Below are 22,958 nucleotides of genomic sequence, written 5' to 3' on the forward strand. Positions count from 1 at the left end.
CCCGGGCGCGGGGAGTCCGTATGCACTGTGCGAAGATCCTGTAAAGAGAGCCTAAAGCGCTCTTACCGCATCTTGACCAGATGTGTGTCTCTCGCTTTCGCATGTTGGAGTAACACATGGCCCCTTTCAACGGCCGTAAGCACGGGCGGACCGCTTCTCGCATAGCCGTCGCCGCCATCGCCGCGGCCCTCGTCGCCACCACGGCGGGCACCGCCGCCGCCGACGGCGTTCCCTCCGCCAAGGACGCGGCGGGCAAGGCCCAGCAGCACGTCAAGCCGAAGGCCAAGGACCAGCAGCGGTCCGCGCCGTACGCCTCCGGGTTCGGGGGGTCCGCCGAGACCTTCGAGCTGATGGCGGTGGACAGCGACGGCTATCTGTGGAACTACCCGTCGAACGGCCAGGGCGGCTTCGGCGAGCGTTGGCCCAACACGTACGGCTGGAACTCCATTTCCGAGGCGACCCAGTACGACAACGACAAGGACGGCCGCGCCGACGGTTTCTACGTCAAGTCGCTCGACGGCCACCTGATCTACAAGAACTACGACACCGGCACCCGGGACCTCGGCGCGGGCTGGAACACCTACAACCTCGTCTTCACGCCCGGCGACCTCGGCGGCGCCCCGAACGACGACCTGATCGCCCGTGACAAGTCCGGCGTGCTGTGGCTCTACACGGCCAAGGGCGACGGCTCCTTCACCCCGCCCGTCAAGCTGGGCGCGGGCTGGGGCGCCATGACCAAGATCGCCGGTCGCGGCGACATGAACGGTGACGGCAAGGCCGACATCATCGCCGTCGACAACTCCGGTACGGCGTGGCTCTACCCGGGCACGGGCAACTGGGCCGCCCCCTTCGGCAACCGCGTCAAGCTCGGCGGCGGCTGGAACACCTACAACAAGCTCGTCGGCATCGGCGACCTGAACAACGACGGCCAGGCGGACCTCATCGGTCGCGACACGTCGGGCGGCCTGTGGTTCTACGCGGGCACCGGCACCACCAACGGCGCCCCCTTCAAGGACCGCGTCAAGGTCGGCACCGGCTGGAACGGCATGCGCCTGATGTTCTGATCCAGAACACGGCACACGAGCAAGGCCCGCACCCCAATCGGGGTGCGGGCCTTGTTCGTTGGTGGTGCGGTGGGGCTAGTTGCGGATCAGGTTGCGCAGGACGTACTGCATGATGCCGCCGTTGCGGTAGTAGTCCGCCTCACCGGGGGTGTCGATGCGGACGACCGCGTCGAACTCGACGCCCGTGTCGGTGGTGACCTTCACGGTGCGCGGCGTGGTGCCGTTGTTCAGCTCCTCGACGCCGGTGAAGGAGAAGGTCTCCTCGCCGGTCAGGCCGAGGGTGGCCGCCGTGGCGCCCTCCGGGAACTGGAGCGGCAGGACGCCCATGCCGATGAGGTTCGAGCGGTGGATGCGCTCGTACGACTCGGCGATGACGGCCTTGACGCCGAGCAGCGCGGTGCCCTTGGCGGCCCAGTCGCGGGACGAGCCCGAGCCGTACTCCTTGCCCGCCAGGATGACCAGCGGGATGCCGGCGGCCTGGTAGTTCTGGGAGGCGTCGTAGATGAAGGAGACCGGGCCGCCCTCGACGGTGAAGTCGCGGGTGAAGCCGCCCTCGGTGCCCGGCGCGATCTGGTTGCGCAGGCGGATGTTCGCGAAGGTGCCGCGAATCATGACCTCGTGGTTGCCACGGCGCGAGCCGTAGGAGTTGAAGTCGCGGCGCTCGACGCCGTGCTCCGTGAGGTACTTGCCCGCCGGGGTGTCGGCCTTGATCGCACCGGCCGGGGAGATGTGGTCGGTGGTGACCGAGTCGCCCAGCTTCGCGAGCACCCGGGCGCCGGCGATGTCGGAGACCGGGGTGGTCTCCATCGTCATGCCCTCGAAGTAAGGGGGCTTGCGCACGTAGGTGGACTCGGCGTCCCACTCGAAGGTGTTGCCGGTCGGGATCGGCAGCGACTGCCACTGCGCGTCACCCGCGAAGACGTCCTGGTAGGACTTGTTGAACATGTCCTCGCCGATGGCGTTCGCCACGACGTCGTTGACCTCGGCCTCGGTGGGCCAGATGTCCTTGAGGAAGACCGGGTTGCCCTCGGTGTCCGAGCCGATCGCCTCGGTCGTGATGTCGACCTTCATCGAACCGGCGATGGCGTACGCGACGACCAGCGGCGGCGACGCCAGGTAGTTCATCTTGACGTCGGGGTTGATCCGGCCCTCGAAGTTGCGGTTGCCGGAGAGCACCGAGGTGACCGCGAGGTCGTGCTCGTTGATCGCCTTCGAGATCTCCTCGTCCAGCGGACCGGAGTTGCCGATGCAGGTGGTGCAGCCGTACCCGACGAGGTTGAAGCCCATCTTGTCGAGGTACGGGGTGAGACCGGCCTTGTCGAAGTAGTCGGTGACGACCTTCGAGCCCGGGGCCAGGGTGGTCTTGACCCACGGCTTGCGGGTCAGGCCCTTGTCGACGGCCTTCTTCGCGACGAGGGCCGCGGCGACCATGACGTACGGGTTCGAGGTGTTGGTGCACGAGGTGATCGCGGCGACGGTGACGGCGCCGTGGTCGATCTCGAAGGTGGTGCCGTCGGCGAGGGTGACCGGGGTCGGGCGGCTCGGCACGCCGTTGGTGGCGGCCGGGGCGTCGGAGGCCGGGAAGGACTCCTTGCCCGCCTCGTCGTCGTCCTCGACGTAGTTGCGCACGTCCTGCGCGAACTGCTGGGCGGCGTTGGCGAGGACGATGCGGTCCTGCGGACGCTTCGGGCCGGCGATGGAGGGGACGACCGTGGAGAGGTCGAGCTCCAGCTTCTCGGAGAAGTCCGGCTCGGCGGCCGGGTCGAGCCACAGGCCCTGCTCCTTGGCGTACGCCTCGACGAGCGCGACCTGCTGGGCGTCGCGGCCGGTCAGGCGCAGGTACTTCAGGGTCTCGTCGTCGATCGGGAAGATCGCGGCGGTGGAGCCGAACTCCGGCGACATGTTGCCGATGGTGGCGCGGTTGGCCAGCGACGTGGCGGCCACGCCCTCGCCGTAGAACTCGACGAACTTGCCGACGACGCCGTGCTGGCGCAGCATCTCGGTGATCGTGAGGACGAGGTCGGTGGCGGTGGTGCCCGGGTTCAGCTCGCCGGTCAGCTTGAAGCCGACGACGCGCGGGATGAGCATCGAGACCGGCTGGCCCAGCATCGCGGCCTCGGCCTCGATGCCGCCGACGCCCCAGCCGAGCACGCCGAGGCCGTTGACCATCGTGGTGTGCGAGTCGGTGCCGACCAGGGTGTCCGGGTAGGCCTGACCGCCCCGGACCATGACCGTACGGGCGAGGTGCTCGATGTTGACCTGGTGGACGATGCCGGTGCCCGGCGGGACGACCTTGAAGTCGTCGAAGGCGGTCTGGCCCCAGCGCAGGAACTGGTAGCGCTCCTTGTTGCGGCCGTACTCCAGCTCCACGTTCTGCGCGAACGCGTCCTTGGTGCCGAACTTGTCGGCGATGACGGAGTGGTCGATGACCAGCTCGGCCGGGGAGAGCGGGTTGACCTTGGCCGGGTCGCCGCCGAGCTCCTTGACGGCCTCACGCATGGTGGCGAGGTCCACGACACAGGGCACGCCGGTGAAGTCCTGCATGATCACGCGGGCCGGCGTGAACTGGATCTCCTGGCTCGGCTGAGCCTGCGAGTCCCAGCCGCCGAGCGCGCGGATGTGGTCGGCGGTGATGTTCGCGCCGTCCTCGGTGCGGAGCAGGTTCTCCAGGAGAACCTTCAGGCTGTAAGGGAGGCGCGCGGAGCCCTCGACCTTGTCCAGCTTGAAGATCTCGTACGACTCGTCGCCCACGCGCAGCGTGCTGCGGGCGTCGAAGCTGTTCGCCGACACGACAGTCTCCTTCATATATGTGCGCGTTCCACCACAATCCTGCCGCCACGATCCGTGGTCTATCCGCTAAGGTAAGGCTAAGTTAGGTAACCCTTACCGAGCGTTGGCTGCGGTGCGCCTCGGTAGATATCTCGATGTCGAGATAACTCTAGTACATGGCCGCCGGTAGGTCATGCGCGGGCGACGCCATTCAGGGCACGGGCACCGGCCCCGGACCGCGCGGCACCCGCGGCCTCGGGTTCCACGGTCACGGGAGACGGGTTCCACGGCCGCGGGATCCGACACGCCCGGCAGCCGCGCGGGGGAACGTCCCCGGACGGACCACGCCCGGTTGCCCCTCCCGCGCGGGAACAGCAGGATCGGAATTGACGGTTCCTCACCCTGATGGACCCTCCCAGCGCGAGCGGCATCTCATATCTGAGATAACCTGCCCCCATGGCAGACGACTACCTCGTACGCATCGGCAAGCTCATCCGTGACGCCCGGCAGCACCGGGGCTGGACGCAGACGCAGTTGGCCGAGGCTCTGGGCACCAGCCAGAGCGCCGTGAACCGCATCGAGCGCGGGAACCAGAACATCAGCCTTGAGATGATCGCGCGCATCGGTGAGGCGCTCGACAGTGAAATCGTCTCGCTCGGGTACGCGGGTCCCATGCACCTGCGCGTGGTCGGCGGCCGCCGCCTCTCGGGCTCCATCGACGTCAAGACGAGCAAGAACGCCTGTGTCGCGCTCCTTTGCGGCTCGCTGCTCAACAAGGGCCGCACCGTGCTGCGCCGCGTGGCCCGCATCGAAGAGGTCTACCGGCTCCTCGAAGTCCTCAACTCCATTGGCGTGCGCACCCGTTGGATCAACGAGGGCACCGACCTGGAGATCGTCCCGCCGGCCCGCCTCGACCTCGACGCGATGGACGCGGAAGCCGCCCGCAGGACCCGCTCCATCATCATGTTCCTCGGCCCGCTGCTGCACCGCATGGACCGCTTCCGCCTCCCGTACGCCGGCGGCTGCGACCTCGGCACCCGCACCATCGAGCCGCACATGATCGCCCTGCGCCGGTTCGGCCTGGACATCACGGCCACCGAGGGGATCTACCACGCCGAGGTGGAGCGCACCGCGCCCGACCGGCCGATCGTGCTGACCGAGCGCGGCGACACCGTGACCGAGAACGCGCTGCTCGCGGCCGCCCGCAACGACGGCGTCACCGTCATCCGCAACGCCTCCTCCAACTACATGGTCCAGGACCTGTGCTTCTTCCTGGAGGCGCTGGGCGTACGGGTCGAGGGCATCGGCACCACCACGCTGACCGTGCACGGCATGGCCGACATCGACGTCGACGTGGACTACTCGCCCTCCGAGGACCCGGTCGAGGCGATGAGCCTGCTGGCCGCCGCCGTCGTCACCGAGTCGGAGCTGACGATCCGCCGGGTCCCGGTGGAGTTCCTGGAGATCGAGCTCGCGGTCCTCGAGGAGATGGGCCTGGACCACGACCGCACCGCCGAGTACGCCGCCGACAACGGGCGCACGCGGCTGATCGACCTCACCGTGCGCCCCTCCAAGCTGGAGGCGCCCATCGACAAGATCCACCCGATGCCGTTCCCCGGCCTCAACATCGACAACGTGCCGTTCTTCGCGGCGATCGCGGCGGTGGCCCAGGGCAAGACGCTCATCCACGACTGGGTGTACGACAACCGCGCGATCTACCTCACGGACCTCAACCGCCTGGGCGGCCGCCTCCAGCTCCTCGACCCGCACCGGGTCCTGGTGGAGGGCCCCACCCGCTGGCGCGCCGCCGAGATGATGTGCCCCCCGGCGCTCCGTCCTGCGGTGGTGGTCCTGCTCGCGATGATGGCCGCCGAGGGCACCTCCGTGCTGCGCAACGTGTACGTCATCAACCGCGGCTACGAGGACCTGGCCGAGCGGCTCAACTCGATCGGTGCGCAGATCGAGATCTTCCGGGACATCTAGGGCGTTCCAGGGGCGAGGGGTGCGCGGCGTTCGGCCGTCCGCGCCCCTCCGCCCGACCGCGACGCGGGAGATGCGGCCGATCGGGTGAATCCGCCGAGGTTCAGCCCGCCCTCCCGGTGTCCGCCGACGGGTGGGCCGGTCCCCGGAGGTCCGCACCGACCGGCAGGGCCCGCAGGGTGCCCGACGCCCGGAACACCGCCGCGGCCACCGCGAGATCCTCCCAGGCCATGCCCACGCTCTTGAAGAACCGGGGGCGGTCGCCAGGGGGTGCCGCCTCGCCGCGCACCAGGGCGGCCAGGGTGCCCGCGAGGTGGTCCTGGCCGATCACGCCCTCGGCCAGCGGGATCAGCAGGTCGCCCGCCTCGCGCAGGGCGGCCGACCGGGCCTCCACCCAGACCGAGGACCGCCGCACCAGCTCCGAGTCGGTCTCGCGCACGTCCGGCCGGTGCGAGCCGACCGCGACGACGGCGGCGTGCGCGGGCAGCCGCCGCCCGTCGAAGAGCGGCTCGCGCGCGGTGGTGCAGCAGATGACGAGATCGGCGACCGCGACGTCCGAGGCGCCGCCGGATCGCGCCTCCAGACCGAGCCCGCGGGCGTGGGTCACCAGCCGTTCGGCCGATGCCGCTGTCCGCGACACCACCGTGACCTGGGTCAAATCCCTTGTGTTCAGGGCGGATTCGAGATGGGCGTACGCCTGGGGGCCCGCGCCGAACAGGACCAGGCGGGTCGCGTCCGGTTCGGCGAGGGCGTCGATGGCGAGGGCCGACACGGCCGCGGTGCGCACCGTGGTCAGCGCGGCCGCGTCCAGGACGGCGAGGGGCAGCAGCGTCGGACCGTCGAGGAGGAGGAAGCCGCCGGTGATGCGGGGCAGCCCGCGCGCCGGGTTGGCGGGCGCGACCCCCGCGATCTTCACGCCCGCGTACGCCGTCGAAGCGGCCGGCATGATGAGCAACTCGCCCGCCGGAACGGCGACGCTGGAGCGGTCCGGGCCCTGCTCCGGATCGAGTCCCGCGCGCAGGACCGCGGCCAGCGCCTCGGCCGCCGCTGTCGGCGTCAGCAGCGCCGCGAGGTCGTCCGCGCCGAGGTGGATCACAGCAGGAAGCCTTCCGGGAACGGGTCGGACGGGTCGAGGAAGTACTGCGCGGTCCCGGTGATCCAGGCCCGCCCGGTGACCGTCGGCACGACCGCGGGGAGCGGGCCGACGGCGGTCTCCCCGACGAGCCGCCCGGTGAACTCCGTGCCGATGAACGACTCGTTGGTGAAGTCGCGGTGCAGCGGGAGTTCGCCGCGGGCGTGCAGCTGGGCCATCCGCGCGGAGGTGCCGGTGCCGCACGGCGAGCGGTCGAACCAGCCCGGGTGGATCGCCATGGCGTGGCGCGAGCGCGTCGCGTCCGAGCCCGGGGCGGCGAGGTAGACGTGCTTCACCCCGGCGATCCCCGGGTTCTCCGGATGCACGGGCGGCTCGCCCGCGTTGATCGCGGCCATGATGTCGAGCCCGGCGGCGAGCAGTTCGTCCTTGTGGGCCCGCCCGAAGGGCAGGCCGAGCGCTTCGAGCTCGACGAAGGCGTAGAAGTTGCCGCCGTACGCGAGGTCGTAGGTGACGGTGCCGAGGCCCGGGACCTGCACCTTGCGGTCGAGTGCCAGGCAGAACGCGGGGACGTTGGTCAGCGTGACGGAGCGCGCCTCGCCGTCCTCGACCCGCACGTCCACACTGACCAGACCGGCCGGGGTGTCCAGCCGCACCGTGGTGACGGGCTCGGTGACCGGGACCATCCCGGTCTCCACCAGCACGGTGGCCACGCCGATGGTGCCGTGCCCGCACATCGGCAGGAGGCCGGAGACCTCGATGTAGAGGACGCCGTAGTCCGCGTCGGGCCGGGTCGGCGGCTGGAGGATCGCCCCGCTCATCGCGGCGTGTCCGCGCGGCTCGTACATGAGCAGCGTACGGATGTGGTCGAGGTGCTCCATGAAGTACAGCCGCCGCTCGGCCATGGTGGCGCCGGGCACGACGCCGAGGCCCCCGGTGATGACGCGGGTGGGCATGCCTTCGGTGTGCGAGTCGACCGCGTGGTAGACGTGTCGGGTCCGCATGGGTTCGCCTTTCTGGCGGGCTACTTGTGGCCTTCGGCGAGCGCCTTCTCGGTGGCGGCGCGCACCACGGCGTCCTGTTCGGCGGTGAGCGGCTGCCGGGGCGGCCGGACGGGTCCGCCGGGGCGGCCCGCCAGGTCCATGGAGACCTTGATGGCCTGGACGAACTCGGTCTTGGAGTCCCAGCGCAGCAGGGGGTGCAGCGCCCGGTAGAGGGGGCGGGCGGTGGCGAGGTCGCCCGCGACGGCGGCGTGGTAGAGCTGGGCGCAGGAGGCGGGCAGCGCGTTGGGGTATCCGGCGATCCAGCCGACGGCGCCGGCCAGGGCCAGTTCGAGCAGCACGTCGTCGGCGCCCGCCAACAGGTCTAGTTCCGGGGCGAGTTCGGCGATCTCGTAGGCCCTGCGGACATCGCCGCTGAACTCCTTGACGGCGACGATGCTGCCGTCGGCGTACAGCTGGGCGAGCAGGGCGGGCGTGAGGTCGACCTTGGTGTCGTACGGGTTGTTGTAGGCGACGACGGGCAGGCCGGCCTTGGCGACCTCGGCGTAGTGGGCCCGCACCGAGCGTTCGTCGGCGCGGTAGGCGTTGGGCGGGAGCAGCAGGACGGAGCCCGCGCCCGCGTCGGCGGCCTGCTCGGCCCAGCGGCGGGACTCGGTGCTGCCGTAGGCGGCGACGCCCGCCATGACGCGGTCGCCGTCGCCCGCGGCCTCGACCGCGGTGTGCACCACACGGGCCCGCTCCTCGTCGGAGAGGGTCTGGTATTCGCCGAGCGAGCCGTTGGGCACGACGCCGTCGCAGCCGTTGTCGATCAGCCACCGCACGTGCCGGGCATAGGAGGTGAAGTCGACGGAAAGGTCGGGGCGCAGGGGAAGCGCGGTCGCGACGAGGATTCCGTGCCAGGGCCGGATGCGCTGGGGTGCCGCAGAGGTCATGTCGAACTCCCTAGTGTGGTGTGTGACATTTTACTGACGGAGGGCAGGTGCCCACAAGGGCCCCGGCCCCAATCCCTGCACGCCGAGGGGTACTTGGGAAACGGCCGACCCCTTGTGAGCTGTGACATAGTAATGTGAAATTGCACTGAGCAATCCCAGGTGCACCCCCGCACCAGCGCCCCTTCCCCTGCCCGTCCCCACCCTTGGGAGACCTCGATGGCCGAGTGCCCCGCACGCCTCAACACCGGCAGCCACGACCTTCCCGTGAGCCCCGAACTCGCCGCGTTCATGAGCACCGGCTGGGCACCGACCCCGCTGCCCGCGGACGCCCGGGTGCCGGGCTTCGACGTCATGCCGGGCCGCCGGGCGCGGCTGTCCGCCCGCTTCCCCGGCGAGCGGCTCCTCGTGCCCGCCGGGGAGTTGAGGGTCCGCACCAACGACTGCGACCACCGCTTCCGCCCGCACAGCGCGTACGCCTGGCTGACCGGCCTCACCGGCGAGGACCAGGTGGGCCACGTGCTGGTCCTGGAGCCGTCCGCCTCCGGCCACGAGGCGGTGCTGTATCTGCGGCCCCGCTCGCCGCGCACCGAGGGCGACGAGGAGTTCTACCGCGACCGCAGATACGGCGAGTTCTGGGTGGGCCGCCGTCCCGACCTCGCCGAGACCGAGCGCCTGACCGGCCTGCGCTGCGCGCACGTGGCCGACCTGGACGCGGCGGCGCCCGGCCGCAACGCCGCCACCGATCCAGAACTGGCCACCTCGCTATCGGAGTTGAGGCTGGTGAAGGACGCCTGGGAGCTGGCGCAGCTCCAGCTGGCCGTCGATCACACCACCGCCGGATTCGAGGACGCCGTCCGCGCCCTGCCGCGCGCCCTGGCCCACCCGCGCGGCGAGCGGCTGCTCGAAGGGGCCTTCGCGGCGCGTGCCCGCGCGGAGGGCAACGGCACGGGGTACGAGACGATCGCCGCGTCCGGGGCGCACGCCTGCGTCCTGCACTGGATCCGCAACGACGGGCGGCTCGATCCCCAGGATCTGCTGCTGCTCGACGCGGGCGTGGAGACCGACACCCTGTACACGGCCGACATCACCCGCACGCTCCCGCTCTCCGGCCGCTTCTCCCCCGTCCAGCGCCAGGTGTACGAACTCGTCCTGGCCGCGCAGGACGCGGGCATCGCGGCCCTGCGGCCGGGCGCGGCCTTCCGCGACTTCCACCGGGCCGCGATGGGGGTCATCGCGGAGGGCCTCGCCGAGTGGGGCGTCCTGAAGAGCGCGTCGGGCGAGCTGCACCGCCGCTACACGCTGTGCGGCAGCGGGCACATGCTCGGCCTGGACGTGCACGACTGCGCGAAGGCGCGCGCCGAGACCTATCTGGACGGCGTCCTGGAGGCGGGCCAGGTCCTCACCGTGGAGCCGGGTCTCTACCTCCAGCCGGACGACGAGACCCTGCCGCCCGAACTGCGCGGCATCGGCGTCCGCATCGAGGACGACCTGGTGATCACCGAGGACGGCGCCCGCCTGCTGTCCGGGGCGCTGCCCAGGTCGGTGGCGGACGTCGAGGAGTGGATGGGGGCGCTGCTCGAAGGGTGAGCCGGCCAAAGCCCTCAGTCCAGGACCGCGAACCCGTCCAGTTCGACCAGGGCCTCGGCGTCCCACAGCCGGACCGCCCCGATCACCGCCATCGCCGGATAGTCCCGCCCGGCCAACTCCCGCCAGATGGCGCCCAGTTCACGTGCCTTCTCCCGGTAGTCGGCGACGTCCGTCGCGTACACGGTGACCCGCGCGAGGTCGCCGGGGCCGCCTCCCGCCGCGGCCAGCGCGGCGAGGAGGTTGGCCAGGGCGGTGCGGAACTGTTCGGGCAGGGTGGCGCCCACCACCTTGCCGTCCGTATCGAGCGCGGTCTGCCCGGCGAGGAAGACGACGCGGGAGCCGGTGGCGACGACGGCGTGGCTGAAGCCGGTGGCCGGGGAGAGCCCGGCCGGGTTCACTCGCTCAAGGCTCACCGGAACAGCTCCTTCGCGATGATCGTGCGCTGCACTTCGCTCGCGCCCTCGTAGATGCGGGGCGCGCGGACCTCACGGTAGAGGTGTTCGAGCAGGTGCCCGCGCTGGAGCGCGCGGGCGCCGTGGAGTTGCACGGCCGCGTCGACGACGTACTGGGCGGTCTCGGTGGCGAACAGCTTGGCCATGGCGGAGCCGCGGGCGACGTCCGCCTCGCCCCGGTCGTAGGCGGCGGCCGCCGCGTACACCAGCAGGCGGGCTGCCTCGGTGCGGGTCGCCATGTCGGCGACCCGGTGGGCGACCGCCTGGAGGTCCTTGAGCGGGCCGCCGAACGCGGTGCGCCGGGCGGTGTGCGCGAGGGTCGCGTCGAGGGCCGCCTGCGCCATGCCGACGGCGAACGCCCCGACGCTCGGCCGGAACAGGTTGAGGGTGTTCATCGCCACCCGGAAGCCCCGGTCCGGCTCGCCCAGCACGTCGTCGGCGCCGACCGGCACACCGTCGAAGTCGAGGCTGCCGATGGCGTGCGGGGAGAGCATGTCGAGCGCGGCGCCGCCCAGGCCCGGCCGGTCGGCGGGGACCAGGAAGGCCGTCACCCCGCGCGCTCCCGCGTCCGGGGTCGTGCGGGCGAAGACGGTGTAGAAGTCGGCCTCGGGGGCGTTGGAGATCCAGCACTTCCGGCCCGTCAAACGCCAACCCCCCTGATCCTGAACGGCGTTGAGGCTCAGGGCGGCCGCGTCCGAACCCGCGTCGGGCTCGCTCAGCGCGAAGGCGGCCACGGTGCGGCCCGCCGTCACTCCGGGCAGCCAGCGCTCGCGCTGCGCGGCCGTCCCGTACGCGGCGACCGGGTGCGCGCCCAGGCCCTGGAGGGCGAGCGCGGTCTCCGCCTCGGTGCACGCGTACGCCAGCGACTCGCGCATCAGGCAGAGGTCGAGGGCGCCGGACCCGAGGAGCCGGGCGAGCAGTCCGTGCTCGCCGAGCGCCTCCACGAGTGGCCGGTTGACCCGCCCTGGCTCACCCTTGTCCGCGAGGGGGCGCAGCCGCGCCCCGGCGAGCACCCGCAGTTCCCCGCACCATTCCAGCTGGTCCGGCTCCAGCGCGAATCCGGGCATGGCCACCCCTTTCCCACTCGGGTTCCGACTGTCCCACTCGGGCCGCGACAACCACAGGGACCGCTCTATCGCGAACTGTTGACTGTCGTCATCCAAACGATACGCTCCAGAGGCGACAAGGGGGCGATCCCGTATGGAGCTGAAGACCTCAGCGCACGCCGACACCTTTCCCCGCGACCACCTGCCGCCCACCGACCAGTGGCCGGACCTGGTGCTCGGCCCGCCGGGGCCGCACTACCCCGACCGGCTCAACTGCGGCGCCGAACTCCTCGACGCCACCATCGAGCGCTTCGGCCCGGACCGCCCGGTCTTCCGCACCGGCGAGGGCGAGGTCTGGACGTACCGCGAACTGCGCGACCGGGTGGACCGGATCGCCCACGTCCTGACCGGCGAGCTCGGGGTGGTGCCGGGCAACCGGGTGCTCCTTCGCGGACCGACCACGCCGTGGCTGGCCGCCTGCTGGCTGGCGGTGATGAAGGCGGGCGCGGTCGCCGTCACCGTGCTGGCCCAGCAGCGCGCCCATGAACTGGGGGTCATGTGCTCCCTCGCGCGGATCAGCCACGCGCTGTGCGACGCCCGCGTCCTGGACGACCTGGAGCGGGCCGAGGCACCCGGCCTGCGCATCACGGCGTACGGAGGCGACGGGCCGGGAGATCTCCTCAACCTGGTCAAGCGGGCGCCCGCCGGGCGGTTCGCGGCCGTGGACACCTCGGCGGACGACGTCGCCCTGATCGCCTTCACCTCGGGGACGACGGGCCGCCCCAAGGGCTGCATGCACTTCCATCGCGATGTGCTCGCCATCGCCGACACCTTCGCCCGGCACGTGCTCAAGCCGGTGCCCGACGACGTCTTCGCGGGCAGCCCTCCGCTCGGGTTCACCTTCGGGCTCGGCGGTCTCGTCGTCTTCCCGCTGCGGGCCGGCGCCTCGGCGCTGCTGCTCGAACAGGCCGGGCCCCGGCAGCTGTTGCCCGCCCTGGCCGAGCACCGCGTGTCGGTCCTGTTCACCGCGCCGACCGCGTACCGGACGATGCTGGACGAGGTCGGCGCGTACGACCTGGGCGCGCTGCGGCGCTGTGTGTCGGCCGGTGAGAACCTTCCCGCGGCGACCTGGCGGGCCTGGCACGAGCGCACCGGGCTGCGCATCATCAACGGCATCGGCGCCACCGAGCTGCTGCACATCTTCATCTCGGCGGCGGACGAGGACATCCGGCCCGGCACCACCGGCAGGCCGGTCCCCGGCTGGCAGGCGCGGGTCGTCGACGGCCGGGGCCGCCCCGTGCCGGACGGCGAGCCCGGGCTGCTCGCCGTGCGCGGCCCGGTCGGCTGCCGCTACCTCGCCGACGAGCGCCAGCGCCAGTACGTCCGCGACGGCTGGAACGTCACGGGCGACACCTATGTGCGCGACGACGACGGCCGGTTCCGGTACGTGGCCCGCGCCGACGACATGATCATTTCGGCCGGGTTCAACATCGCGGGCCCCGAGGTCGAGGACGCCCTGCTGCGCCACCCCGACGTGACCGAGGCCGCCGTGGTGGGGCGCCCCGACGAACACCGCGGGCATGTCGTCGTCGCCTACTGCGTGTTGCGGCCGGGGGCCGCGCGCGGGCCGGACGCGGTGGCGCTCCTGCGCGACTTCGTGAAGTCCGAACTCGTCCCCTACAAGTGCCCGCGCGAGATCGTGTTCCTGGACGCGCTCCCGCGCACCCCCACCGGCAAGCTCCAGCGCTTCCGGCTGCGGGAACTAGAGTGATCACGTGGCCGAGCAGCACACCCCCCGATCCCTGATCGTGACTCTGTACGGCGCCTACGGGCGCGAGACCTCCGGCTCCCTCGCGGTGGCCGAACTGATCCGGCTTCTCGCGGCGGTCGGCGTCGACGCGCCCTCCGTGCGCTCGTCGGTGTCCCGGCTCAAACGGCGCGGGCTGCTCGTGGCGCAGCCCACCGCCGCGGGCGCGGCCGGATACGCGCTGTCCGCCGACGCGCGCCAGCTCCTGGACGACGGCGACCGGCGCATCTACGCCCACCCCTCGCCGGAGGTCTCCGAGGGCTGGGTGCTCGCGGTGTTCTCCGTCCCCGAGTCCGAACGCAGCAAACGGCACGTGCTGCGCTCACGCCTTGCCGGGCTCGGCTTCGGCACGGCCGCCCCCGGGGTGTGGCTCGCGCCCGCCCGGCTCCACGACGAGACCCGGCACACTCTGGAGCGGCTCCAACTCGCCCCGTACGTCGAACTGTTCAGGGGCGAGCACCTCGGCTTCGCGCCCACCGCGGAGGCCGTGGCCCGCTGGTGGGACCTGCCCGCCATCGCCAAGCAGCACGAGGACTTCCTCGACCGGCACGAACCGGTGCTGCGCACCTGGCAGTCGCGGGCAAAGGCCGCGGCAGGCTCCCCGCCCGCCCCGGACACCGACGCCGAGGCCGCCTACCGCGACTACCTCCTCGCCCTCGACTCCTGGCGGCGGCTGCCGTACGCCGACCCGGGACTGCCCGCCGAACTCCTGCCCCGCGACTGGCCGGGAGCGCGCTCCGCCGAGGTCTTCGGCCACCTGCACGGGCTGCTGCGCGAGGCGGGCGCCGCGTTCGTGCGCGACGCGCTGCCCGGACGCGGGCCGCGGCCGCCTCGTACGATGACGACGTGACGCAGACGAGGCGCCCCCGCCGGGGGCAGGGCGAGCTGGAGGCGCGGGTGCTCGCGGCGCTGCGGGAGGCGCCGGGTCCGGTGACCGCGGGGTGGGTGCAGGAGTGGCTCGGCGAGCCGCTCGCCTATACGACCGTGGTGACGATCCTGACCCGGCTGCACACCAAGCAGGCCGTCGCCCGCGAGCGCGCGGGCCGCTCGTTCGTGTGGACTCCGGCCGACGAGGCGGGGCTCGCGGCCCGCAGGATGCGCAAGGTCCTCGACGCCGAGCGGGACCGGGGCGCGGTGCTCGCCAGCTTCGTCACCGACCTCTCGCCGGACGACGAGCGACTGCTGCGCGTCCTGCTCGGCGGGGCCGGGGACTGATCCGGTGGGTGTGTTCGTCGTCCTGCCGCTCGTGCTGCCGCTGACCGCCTGGCCGATCGCCCGCCTGGCCGGCCCGAGGCTGCATCCGCGCACGGCGACGCGCGTCCTGGCGCTGGTCGGCGGGGTGCTCGCGGTGTGCAGCACGCTGTGTCTGCTCCTCCTCATGGTGGCCGGGACGGCGCAGCTGCCCGGCAATCCGCTGCCGGACGCCTGGGCCGATCCGGAGGTCCGGGCGGTGGTGCCCTACGACGAGGCGGTCGGCCAGGCGGCCCTGGTCGTGCTGGCCGCCGTCGTCGCCTCCTGCGGTCAACTCCTGTGGCGCCACTGGCGGGTGAGAGCCGGGGCCACCCGCGCGCTGAACGGGCTCACCCGGGACCGCCGGGCCGTGGTGCCGGACGAGCGCCCTTACGCCTACGCCCTGCCCGGCGGCCCGCGCGGGCGCGTCGTGGTGTCCAGCGCGATGCTGGAGCTCCTGGACGCCCGCGAACGCAAGGCCCTGATCGCCCACGAGGAAGCACACCTGACCGGGCGTCACCATCGCTATCTGCTGGTGGCCGGGCTGGCCGCGCGCGCCAACCCGTTCCTGCGCCCGCTGCGCTTCGCCGTGGCGTTCACGGCGGAGCGCTGGGCGGACGAGGACGCGGCCCGCGCCGTGGGCGACCGCAGGGTGGTGGCGCGGGCGATCGGCAAGGCGGCGCTGGCATCGACCCCGGACCGGCGGCTGCCGCTGCCCGCCTTCGCGGCGGCGGGCCCGGCGCCCGGACCGGTGCCGCGCAGGGTGGCGGCGCTGCTGCGCCCGGTGCCGCCCGGCCGTGCCTGGCCGCCCGCGGGGACGGCCGCGGGACTCGCCCTGTGGACCGCCACGGCGGGCGCGGCCGCCTCCGCCCTGTCGTCCGCGAACGCGACGCTGGTCCTGGTCACGGTGCTGAGAGGCGCGACCGAGGCCCTGTGACCCGGGGGCCGGCCCCGGCGCGGGGCGCGGCGCCTACAGGTCGAACTCCACCGGCGACAGACCGAGGGCGTAGCAGGCCTCGCGGACGACGGCCTGCTCGGTCTTGTCGAAGTCGCCGTCCGCGCCGCCGATGACGATGCCTATCTGGATGACGGCACGCGCCTCGGCGGGCTTCTTCTTCGCCTTGGCGACCTCCTGGAGCAGGCCCACCTTGCCGAAGTCGAAGTCGGCGGCCAGCTTGTCGAGTCCCTCGTCGAAGCGGCGCTGCAGGTCGGCGGCCGGGAAGTTCTGCAGCACCTCGTTGGAGGCGATGAGCTGGGCCACCCGGCGCCGCTCGGTCGCGTCGATGGTGCCGTCCGCGGCGGCGACCAGGGCACACATCGCCATGCTGGCGTCGCGGAAGGCGCCGCTCTTCAGGTCGTTCTTCTTGGCCACGAGCTGCGTCTGCATCGTCGTGGCGGATTCCTTGAGGCGGTCCCAGAGGGCCATGGTGCTTCTCCATGCATGTCGTCAAACTTCTACAGCACTGTAGAAACTGACGGCCGGTGCGAATGGTTCCCGGGGGACGCCGGAGATTTCCGGGACCTGTCGGGGCCGGTGGCGGCGGAGCGCTGTCGGGGTGTCAGTCGAGGGTGAGGCGCGGCCTCGGCGCGTCCGTGCGGCCGGTCGGCGGTTTGCGGCTGCCCGCCCGGTAGGGCAGCGGCCAGGGCGCGCCGGGGCCCGCGTAGTCCTGCTCGGCCGCGGCGTGCAGGGTCCAGTGCGGGTCGTACAGGTGCGGGCGGGCGAGCGCGCACAGGTCCGTGCGACCGGCCAGGAGCAGGGAGTTGACGTCGTCCCAGGAAGAGATGGCGCCGACCGCGACGACCGGGATGCCGAGCGTGTTGCGGATCCGGTCGGCGAAGGGGGTCTGGTACGAGCGGCCGTACTCGGGGCGCTCGTCGGGGACGACCTGGCCGGTGGAGACGTCGATGGCGTCGGCGCCGTGCACGGCGAAGGCCCGCGCGATCTCGACGGCGTCCTCGGCGCTCGTGCCGCCCTTGGCCCAGTCGGTCGCGGAGACGCGGACCGTCATGGGCCGGTCCCCGGGCCAGCACGCGCGCACCGCGTCGAAGACTTCGAGGGGGAAGCGCAGCCGGTTGGCGAGGGAACCGCCGTAGGCGTCGGTCCGCTGGTTGGTGAGCGGGGAGAGGAATCCGGAGAGCAGGTAGCCGTGGGCGCAGTGCAGTTCGAGGAGGTCGAAGCCGCAGTCGGCGGCCCGCCGGGCGGCGGCCGTGAACTGCTCGCGCACAGCGGTGAGTCCCGCGCGGTCCAGCGCGTGCGGGACCTGGTTGACGCCCGGGCGGTACGGGAGCGGGGAAGCGGCGGCCAGGGGCCAGTTGCCGGTGTCCAGCGGCTGGTCGATGCCGTCCCACATGAGCCGGGTGGAACCCTTGCGTCCGGAGTGGCCGAGCTGGATGCCGAAGGCGGTGCCGGGGGCCTGGTGGTGGACGAAGTCGGCGATCCGCCGCCAGGCCCCGGCCTGTTCGGCGGTGTAGAGGCCGGCGCAGCCGGGCGTGATGCGGCCCTCGGGGCTCACGCACACCATCTCGGTCATGACCAGGCCCGCCCCGCCCAGCGCCCGCGCGCCCAGATGCACGAGGTGGAAGTCGCCCGGGACGCCGTCCACGGCGGAGTACATGTCCATGGGCGAGACGACCACGCGGTTCCTCAGTTCGAGACCGCGCAGCCGGAAGGGGGTGAACATGGGCGGGGTGCCCGGCGGGCAGCCGAATTCCCGCTCGACGGTGTCGGTGAAGGCGGGATCGCGCAGCCGCAGGTTGTCGTGGGTGACCCGGCGGCTGCGGGTGAGGAGGTTGAAGGCGAACTGCCGCGGCGGCTGGTCGAGATAGTGCCCCAGCTCCTCGAACCAGCGCAGGCTGGCGGCGGCCGCCCGCTGCGTCGACTCGACGACGGGCCGGCGCTCGCTCTCGTACGCGGCGAGGGCCGCGGGCAGGTCGGGCTGCTCCTCGACGCAGGCGGCCAGCGCCAGGGCGTCCTCGACGGCCAGCTTGGTGCCGGAGCCGATGGAGAAGTGGGCGGTGTGGGCCGCGTCGCCGAGCAGCACCGTGTTCCCGTACGACCAGCGGTCGTTGACGACGGTGCGGAAGGCGGTCCATGCGGACTTGTTGCCGCGCAGGGGCCGTCCGCCGAGGGCGTCGGTGAAGATCTTGGCGCAGTAGTCGGCGGAGGCGCCCTCGTCGAGCGCGTCGAATCCGGCAGCCGCCCACACCTCTTCGCGCATTTCCACGATGACGGTGGAGGAGTCGGCGCAGTAGGGGTATCCGTGCAGTTGCATCACGCCGTGTTCGGTCTCGGCGATCTCGAAGCGGAAGGCGTCGAAGGCGAAGTCGGCGGCGAGCCAGATGTAGCGGCAGCGGTGCCGGGTGATCCGGGGCGCGAAGTGGGCCGCGTGCGCCTCCCGGGTCGGGCTGTGCACCCCGTCGGCCGCGACCACCAGGTCGTACGCGGAGGCGAGTTCCGCGGCGGGTGGCGCCCCGGCTCGCAGGCGCAGGTCGACGCCGAGGGAGTGGCAGCGCTCGTGCAGGATCTCCAGGAGCCTGCGCCGTCCGAGCGCCGCGAAGCCGTGCCCGCCGGAGGTGAGCGTGCGCCCGCGGTGCACGATGTCGATGTCGTCCCAGCGGACGAACTCCGCGCGCAGCGCCTGGTAGACGGCCGGGTCGGCGTGTTCGATGCCGCCGAGGGTCTCGTCGGAGAGCACCACTCCGAAGCCGAAGGTGTCGTCGGGGGCGTTGCGCTCCCACAGCGTGATGGCGCGTGCGGGGTCGAGCCGCTTGAGCAGGGCGGCGGCGTAGAGCCCGCCGGGGCCGCCGCCGATGACCGCGATCCGCAGTGGGGCGCGCGCCGCTTCCGGGCGCGGCATCGCTAGCGTCCCTGCCATTTCGGGGGCCGCTTCTCGGTGAAGGCCGCGTGGAACTCGGCGTAGTCCTCGCCGTTCATCAGCAGCGCCTGGGTGGCCGCGTCCAGTTCGACGGAGGCCGCGAGCGGCATGTCGAGCTCCGCGGTGAGCAGCGCCTTGGTCTGGGCGTGGGCGAGGGCGGGGCCGTCGGCGAGGCGGCGGGCGAGTTCGGCGGCGCGTTCGTCCGCGCGGCCCTCGTCCGTCAACTCGCTGAGCAGGCCGATCCGTTCGGCCTCGGGGGCGCGGACGGGCTCGCCGAGCATGAGCAGCCGGGTGGCGTGGCCGAGGCCGACGACGCGGGGCAGCAGATAGGCCGCGCCCATGTCGCCGCCCGACAGACCCACCTTCGTGAACAGGAAGGCGAACCGCGCGGAGGGGTCGGCGATGCGGAAGTCGGCGGCGAGGGCGAGCACCGCGCCCGCGCCGGCCGCGACGCCGTGCAGCGCGGCGATCACCGGGAAGGGGCACTCCCGGATGGCGCGGACGACCTGGCCGGTCATGCGGTTGAAGTCCAGGAGCTCGGCGGTGTTCATCGACAGGGTGGCGCCGATGATGTCGTCGACGTCGCCGCCCGAGCAGAACCCGCGCCCCGCACCGGCCAGGACCAGGGCGCGCACGGAGCGCTCCCGCGACAGCTCGGCGAGCAGGTCGCGCAGGTCGGCGTAGGCACCGAAGGTCAGCGCGTTGAGCTTCTCCGGCCGGGCGAGGGTGACGGTCGCGACGCCGTCGTCCACCGAGAGCCGCAGATGGCGCCAGTGTTCGGTGGGCGACGCGGAGCTGGGAAAGGGGCTCATCTCGGTGCGGCCTCCTTCGGCGGGACGGCCGGTGCCGCCGCTGCTTCTGCTGCCTGCCCGTCGAAGGTATCACCCTTACGTGACTGTCGTCACGAGTACGCGATACGCCCGCCGGGCGGGCCAGAGGCCAAGGTCCCGGATGCCGATGCCCCAGGGCCCGGCCGCCCCCGACGGGGTCCTCTACCGGGTCGCGGTCCCCGGTTCGTAAGGTTGAAAGCAGGACGACCTCACACGACCGAGGCGCCTCACGCGACCCGAACGGAACTCCCGCCGTGCCCGACCCCAGCGGTCCCGCCCCCGACGCCACGCCGACCGCCTGGCGCATCGCGCTGCCCCACACGACGGCCGCGGTGCCCATCGCCCGCGCCCTGGTGCGCACCGCGCTCGCGGACATCGACGCGCCCGCCGACAGCGACACCGCCGAGCTGCTCACCGCGGAGCTCGTCGCCAACGCCGTCGAGCACACCGCGGGCGAGGCGCCGATCGAGCTGGTGGTGGAACTCCTCGCGACCGGCTGCCAGGTCGAGGTGCACGACGGCTCGCCCCTGCCGCCGGGCGATCTCTCGTCCCCGCAGGCGGCCGCCGTGCCGGACCCCTGGCAGGAGCACGGCCGCGGCCTGCTCCTCATCCGCACCCTGAGTTCGGCCTGCGGCCACCGCCCCACCGCGCACGGCAAGGCGGTCTGGTTCACGCTGCGGGGCCGTCCGGGCTGACGAGCCGCGAGCGGCCGCGCCCGTAGCAGGCGTACACCGCCAGTCCGGCCAGCAGGAACACGGCGAACTGGAGCCAGGTCGCCCAGCCGGTCCCGTACATCAGATAGAGGCAGAAGCCGACGCCCAGGACCGGGCTGACGGGGTAGAACGGCACCCGGAACGAGCGCTTGAGGTCCGGCTCGGCGCGGCGCAGCGCGACGACGGCCAGGTTCACGACGGCCATGACGGCCAGCGTGCCGATCGTCGTCAGGTTGACCACCGCGTCCAGGGAGGCGAACGCGGCCGGGACCGCGAAGACCAGCGCCACGATCCAGGTGTTGGCGACCGGGGTCGCGGTCCTCGGCGAGACCCGTTCGAAGACCCGCGGCACGAGCCCGTCGCGGGACATCGACAGCAGGATGCGGGTCTGGCCGTACATCACGGCGAGCACCACGGACGCGATCGCGACGACCGCGCCGAACGCGATGACACCGCCGCCGAACGTCGAGTCGGTGACGTGGTCGACGATCAGGGAGAGCGCGGCGGGCTTGTCGCCGACGGCGTCCGCGCCGAGCCCGCCGATCGCGGCCACGGCGACCGCGCAGTAGAGCAGGGTGACCAGGCCGATACAGATCATGATCGCTATCGGCACGTTCTTGCGCGGATTCTTCACTTCCTCGCCCGCCGTGGTGATCGCGTCGAAGCCGATGTAGGAGAAGAAGGCCAGCGAGGCGCCCGCGGTGACCCCGCCCGCGCCGTGCGTGGCGAACGGCGAGAGGTGGCCCGCCTCGAACGCCGTGAACGCGACGGCCAGGAACAGCAGCAGGATCCCGATCTTGAGCACGGCCATCGCGGCGGTGGCCCGCGCGCTCTCCCGCACGCCTCGCACCAGGAGCGTCGCGGCGAGCAGGATGACGACGACGGCCGGAAGGTTGATCACCCCGCCGTCGCCCGGGCCCGCGGAGAGCGCGGCCGGCAGCTGCCACCCGACGAGGCTGTTGAGGAGTTCGTTCAGGTACTGGCTCCAGCCGACCGCGACCGCGGACACCGAGACGCCGTACTCCAGGAGCAGGCACCAGCCCGTCAGGAACGCGACGCGCTCGCCGAGCGTGGCGTAGGCGAAGGAGTACGAGGAGCCGGAGACCGGGATCGCGCCGCCGAGCTCGGCGAAGGAGAACGCGGTGAACACACAGGTGACGGCCGCGAGCACGAAGGAGAGGACCACGGCGGGACCGGCCTTGGCGACGCTGTCGGAGAGCCCGACGAAGATCCCGGTGCCCACGATCGCGCCGACGCCGAAGCACACGAGCTGGAAGAGCCCCATGGTGCGGCGCAGACCGTGGCCTTCGAGGTCCGCGCCGGATTCGGCGATCAGCTGCCGCGGCGGTTTGATCCGCAGCGCTGCGGGAGGGCGGGGGGCGGGGTGGGGGCGCCGCATGGGGTGGTTCTCATTCCTGGTCGCACACGCCGGCCGGGCAGGGCCATACGCAAAAGAAAGCGGGGTCCGAGCGCACTCGGACCCCACCAAGAGGCGACATAGTAGCCACCTCGCCGCATGTTCACCCAATCGAGCGCATTCCTATTCGGCCTGCCCGCCCCCCGGCCGCTCTCCCAGCGTGGCGACCATGATCGCCTTGATGGTGTGCATCCGGTTCTCGGCCTCGTCGAAGACGACCGAGTACGGCGACTCGAAGACCTCGTCGGTCACTTCGAGCTCGGTCAGGCCGAACCGCTCGTGGACGTCGCGGCCGACCTGGGTCGCGAGGTCGTGGAAGGCGGGCAGGCAGTGCAGGAATTTCACCTGCGGGTTGCCGGTGGCGCGCAGCACGTCCATGGTCACCGAGTACGGCGCCAGGGCCTTGATCCGCTCCGCCCAGACCTCCTGGGGCTCACCCATCGACACCCACACGTCGGTGGCGACGAAGTCCGCTCCGGCGACGCCTTCCTCGACGGACTCGGTGAGCGTGACGCGCGCCCCGCTGGCCGCGGCCGCCTCGCGGGCCTGGGCGACGACCTCCTCGGCCGGCCAGTACGCCCGGGGCGCCACGATGCGGACGTCCATGCCGAGCAGGGCTCCGGTGACGAGGTAGGAGTTGCCCATGTTGAAGCGGGCGTCGCCCAGATAGGCGAAGGCGACCTCGCCCAGCGGCTTGTCGGTGTGCTCGGTGACGGTGAGGACGTCGGCGAGCATCTGCGTCGGGTGCCAGTCGTCGGTGAGGCCGTTGTAGACCGGCACACCCGCGTGCGCGGCCAGCGTCTCGACCGTCTCCTGGGCGTCCCCCCGGAACTCGATCGCGTCGAACATCCGGCCCAGCACGCGTGCGGTGTCGCGCGCGGACTCCTTCTTGCCGATGTGCGAGCCGACGGGATCGATGTACGTCGTCGAGGCCCCCTGGTCGGCGGCGGCCACCTCGAAGGAGCAGCGGGTGCGGGTCGAGGGCTTCTCGAAGATCAGCGCGATGTTGCGGCCGCGCAGCCGCCGCACCTCCTCACCGGCCTTCTTGGCAGCCTTGAGGTCGGCGGCGAGCGTGACCAGCCCGAGGAACTCCTCGGCCGTGAAGTCCAGCTCCTTGAGGAAGTGGCGGCCTGCGAGATCTGTCGCCATGGGGCTGCTCCTGAGC

General features: G+C 72.2%; 19 protein-coding genes. 8 read left to right on the forward strand and 11 right to left on the reverse strand.

Annotated features, from left to right (window positions below; genetic code table 11):
* Nucleotides 1-116: 116 nt before the first annotated feature.
* Complete coding sequence (locus tag DT019_RS28870; RefSeq protein WP_114039881.1) at nucleotides 117-1,064, forward strand: FG-GAP repeat domain-containing protein; 948 nt, start codon at nucleotides 117-119, stop codon at nucleotides 1,062-1,064.
* Between the two features lie 75 nt (nucleotides 1,065-1,139).
* Here the strand turns inward: DT019_RS28870 and acnA are convergent, their stop codons facing one another.
* Nucleotides 1,140-3,869 carry an aconitate hydratase AcnA gene (gene acnA, locus DT019_RS28875; protein ID WP_114039882.1) on the reverse strand — a complete coding sequence of 910 codons (2,730 nt, stop codon included), beginning with the start codon at nucleotides 3,867-3,869 and terminating at the stop codon, nucleotides 1,140-1,142.
* 420 nt (nucleotides 3,870-4,289) lie between these two features.
* On the opposite strand from acnA, the gene DT019_RS28880 reads away from it, so the two are divergent.
* Nucleotides 4,290-5,816, forward strand: a complete 1,527-nt coding sequence (locus DT019_RS28880; RefSeq protein WP_114039883.1) for a helix-turn-helix domain-containing protein — start codon at nucleotides 4,290-4,292, stop codon at nucleotides 5,814-5,816.
* 100 nt (nucleotides 5,817-5,916) lie between these two features.
* Here the strand turns inward: DT019_RS28880 and DT019_RS28885 are convergent, their stop codons facing one another.
* From DT019_RS28885 to DT019_RS28895, 3 genes are read right to left on the reverse strand one after another with little or no spacing between them, the layout of a single operon-like run.
* Nucleotides 5,917-6,909: an ornithine cyclodeaminase family protein gene (locus DT019_RS28885; RefSeq protein ID WP_189390024.1), complete on the reverse strand. Its 993-nt coding sequence runs from the start codon at nucleotides 6,907-6,909 to the stop codon at nucleotides 5,917-5,919.
* The gene (locus DT019_RS28890) at nucleotides 6,906-7,907 is read right to left on the reverse strand and encodes a proline racemase family protein (protein WP_114039884.1); all 1,002 of its coding nucleotides are present in this window, start codon (nucleotides 7,905-7,907) and stop codon (nucleotides 6,906-6,908) included. The genes DT019_RS28885 and DT019_RS28890 overlap by 4 nt, the downstream gene beginning before the upstream one ends.
* Before the next feature lie 20 nt (nucleotides 7,908-7,927).
* Nucleotides 7,928-8,836, reverse strand: a complete 909-nt coding sequence (locus DT019_RS28895; protein WP_114039885.1) for a dihydrodipicolinate synthase family protein — start codon at nucleotides 8,834-8,836, stop codon at nucleotides 7,928-7,930.
* 216 nt (nucleotides 8,837-9,052) lie between these two features.
* Here DT019_RS28895 and DT019_RS28900 point away from each other — a divergent pair, with 216 nt between their 5' ends.
* Nucleotides 9,053-10,423, forward strand: coding sequence for an aminopeptidase P family protein (locus DT019_RS28900; protein WP_114039886.1), 1,371 nt, complete (start codon nucleotides 9,053-9,055; stop codon nucleotides 10,421-10,423).
* Between the two features lie 14 nt (nucleotides 10,424-10,437).
* Here DT019_RS28900 and DT019_RS28905 read toward each other — a convergent pair whose 3' ends face one another.
* Together DT019_RS28905 and DT019_RS28910 are read right to left on the reverse strand one after the other, a co-directional pair.
* Entirely contained in the window at nucleotides 10,438-10,836 is a 399-nt protein-coding gene (locus tag DT019_RS28905) for a RidA family protein (RefSeq protein WP_114039887.1), read from the reverse strand.
* A complete protein-coding gene (locus DT019_RS28910; protein ID WP_114039888.1) occupies nucleotides 10,833-11,942 on the reverse strand; it encodes an acyl-CoA dehydrogenase family protein in 1,110 nt (369 codons plus the stop codon). The genes DT019_RS28905 and DT019_RS28910 overlap by 4 nt, the downstream gene beginning before the upstream one ends.
* Nucleotides 11,943-12,075: 133 nt before the next feature.
* Here DT019_RS28910 and DT019_RS28915 point away from each other — a divergent pair, with 133 nt between their 5' ends.
* The 4 genes from DT019_RS28915 to DT019_RS28930 are packed head-to-tail and all read left to right on the forward strand — an operon-like array spanning nucleotide 12,076 to nucleotide 15,895.
* Entirely contained in the window at nucleotides 12,076-13,692 is a 1,617-nt protein-coding gene (locus tag DT019_RS28915; RefSeq protein ID WP_114039889.1) for an AMP-binding protein, read from the forward strand.
* 4 nt (nucleotides 13,693-13,696) lie between these two features.
* Nucleotides 13,697-14,578 carry a PaaX family transcriptional regulator C-terminal domain-containing protein gene (locus tag DT019_RS28920; protein ID WP_114039890.1) on the forward strand — a complete coding sequence of 294 codons (882 nt, stop codon included), beginning with the start codon at nucleotides 13,697-13,699 and terminating at the stop codon, nucleotides 14,576-14,578.
* On the forward strand, nucleotides 14,575-14,943 hold the full coding sequence (locus DT019_RS28925) for a BlaI/MecI/CopY family transcriptional regulator (protein ID WP_114039891.1): 369 nt from the start codon (nucleotides 14,575-14,577) through the stop codon (nucleotides 14,941-14,943). Before DT019_RS28920 ends, DT019_RS28925 begins: the two co-directional genes overlap by 4 nt.
* A 4-nt stretch (nucleotides 14,944-14,947) precedes the next feature.
* The gene (locus tag DT019_RS28930) at nucleotides 14,948-15,895 is read left to right on the forward strand and encodes a M56 family metallopeptidase (RefSeq protein WP_114039892.1); all 948 of its coding nucleotides are present in this window, start codon (nucleotides 14,948-14,950) and stop codon (nucleotides 15,893-15,895) included.
* Nucleotides 15,896-15,928: 33 nt separating this feature from the next.
* Here the strand turns inward: DT019_RS28930 and DT019_RS28935 are convergent, their stop codons facing one another.
* From DT019_RS28935 to DT019_RS28945, 3 genes are all read right to left on the reverse strand, one after another.
* On the reverse strand, nucleotides 15,929-16,384 hold the full coding sequence (locus DT019_RS28935; protein WP_114039893.1) for a tellurite resistance TerB family protein: 456 nt from the start codon (nucleotides 16,382-16,384) through the stop codon (nucleotides 15,929-15,931).
* 133 nt (nucleotides 16,385-16,517) lie between these two features.
* The gene (locus DT019_RS28940) at nucleotides 16,518-18,815 is read right to left on the reverse strand and encodes a bifunctional salicylyl-CoA 5-hydroxylase/oxidoreductase (RefSeq protein ID WP_223279822.1); all 2,298 of its coding nucleotides are present in this window, start codon (nucleotides 18,813-18,815) and stop codon (nucleotides 16,518-16,520) included.
* A 2-nt stretch (nucleotides 18,816-18,817) separates the two neighbouring features.
* Nucleotides 18,818-19,645, reverse strand: a complete 828-nt coding sequence (locus DT019_RS28945) for an enoyl-CoA hydratase family protein (protein WP_114039895.1) — start codon at nucleotides 19,643-19,645, stop codon at nucleotides 18,818-18,820.
* Nucleotides 19,646-19,917: 272 nt separating this feature from the next.
* Here DT019_RS28945 and DT019_RS28950 point away from each other — a divergent pair, with 272 nt between their 5' ends.
* Complete coding sequence (locus tag DT019_RS28950) at nucleotides 19,918-20,358, forward strand: ATP-binding protein (protein ID WP_114039896.1); 441 nt, start codon at nucleotides 19,918-19,920, stop codon at nucleotides 20,356-20,358.
* Here the strand turns inward: DT019_RS28950 and DT019_RS28955 are convergent.
* Nucleotides 20,333-21,775 carry an amino acid permease gene (locus tag DT019_RS28955; protein WP_114039897.1) on the reverse strand — a complete coding sequence of 481 codons (1,443 nt, stop codon included), beginning with the start codon at nucleotides 21,773-21,775 and terminating at the stop codon, nucleotides 20,333-20,335. The genes DT019_RS28950 and DT019_RS28955 overlap by 26 nt on opposite strands.
* 141 nt (nucleotides 21,776-21,916) lie before the next feature.
* Entirely contained in the window at nucleotides 21,917-22,942 is a 1,026-nt protein-coding gene (argF, locus tag DT019_RS28960; RefSeq protein ID WP_114039898.1) for an ornithine carbamoyltransferase, read from the reverse strand.
* Between the last annotated feature and the right edge of the window lie 16 nt (nucleotides 22,943-22,958).

This window comes from Streptomyces sp. SDr-06 (genome assembly GCF_003324565.1).
Taxonomy (GTDB): Bacteria; Actinomycetota; Actinomycetes; order Streptomycetales; family Streptomycetaceae; genus Streptomyces.

Excerpts from the sequence above, each read along its gene's own strand:
- DT019_RS28870 (WP_114039881.1), top strand. The coding sequence starts at position 117 with ATGGCCCCTTTCAACGGCCGTAAGCACGGGCGGACCGCTTCTCGCATA.
- acnA (WP_114039882.1), bottom strand. The coding sequence starts at position 3,869 with ATGAAGGAGACTGTCGTGTCGGCGAACAGCTTCGACGCCCGCAGCACG.
- DT019_RS28880 (WP_114039883.1), top strand. The coding sequence starts at position 4,290 with ATGGCAGACGACTACCTCGTACGCATCGGCAAGCTCATCCGTGACGCC.
- DT019_RS28890 (WP_114039884.1), bottom strand. The coding sequence starts at position 7,907 with ATGCGGACCCGACACGTCTACCACGCGGTCGACTCGCACACCGAAGGC.
- DT019_RS28895 (WP_114039885.1), bottom strand. The coding sequence starts at position 8,836 with ATGACCTCTGCGGCACCCCAGCGCATCCGGCCCTGGCACGGAATCCTC.
- DT019_RS28900 (WP_114039886.1), top strand. The coding sequence starts at position 9,053 with ATGGCCGAGTGCCCCGCACGCCTCAACACCGGCAGCCACGACCTTCCC.
- DT019_RS28910 (WP_114039888.1), bottom strand. The coding sequence starts at position 11,942 with ATGCCCGGATTCGCGCTGGAGCCGGACCAGCTGGAATGGTGCGGGGAA.
- DT019_RS28915 (WP_114039889.1), top strand. The coding sequence starts at position 12,076 with ATGGAGCTGAAGACCTCAGCGCACGCCGACACCTTTCCCCGCGACCAC.
- DT019_RS28935 (WP_114039893.1), bottom strand. The coding sequence starts at position 16,384 with ATGGCCCTCTGGGACCGCCTCAAGGAATCCGCCACGACGATGCAGACG.
- DT019_RS28940 (WP_223279822.1), bottom strand. The coding sequence starts at position 18,815 with ATGCCGCGCCCGGAAGCGGCGCGCGCCCCACTGCGGATCGCGGTCATC.
- DT019_RS28945 (WP_114039895.1), bottom strand. The coding sequence starts at position 19,645 with ATGAGCCCCTTTCCCAGCTCCGCGTCGCCCACCGAACACTGGCGCCAT.
- DT019_RS28955 (WP_114039897.1), bottom strand. The coding sequence starts at position 21,775 with ATGCGGCGCCCCCACCCCGCCCCCCGCCCTCCCGCAGCGCTGCGGATC.
- argF (WP_114039898.1), bottom strand. The coding sequence starts at position 22,942 with ATGGCGACAGATCTCGCAGGCCGCCACTTCCTCAAGGAGCTGGACTTC.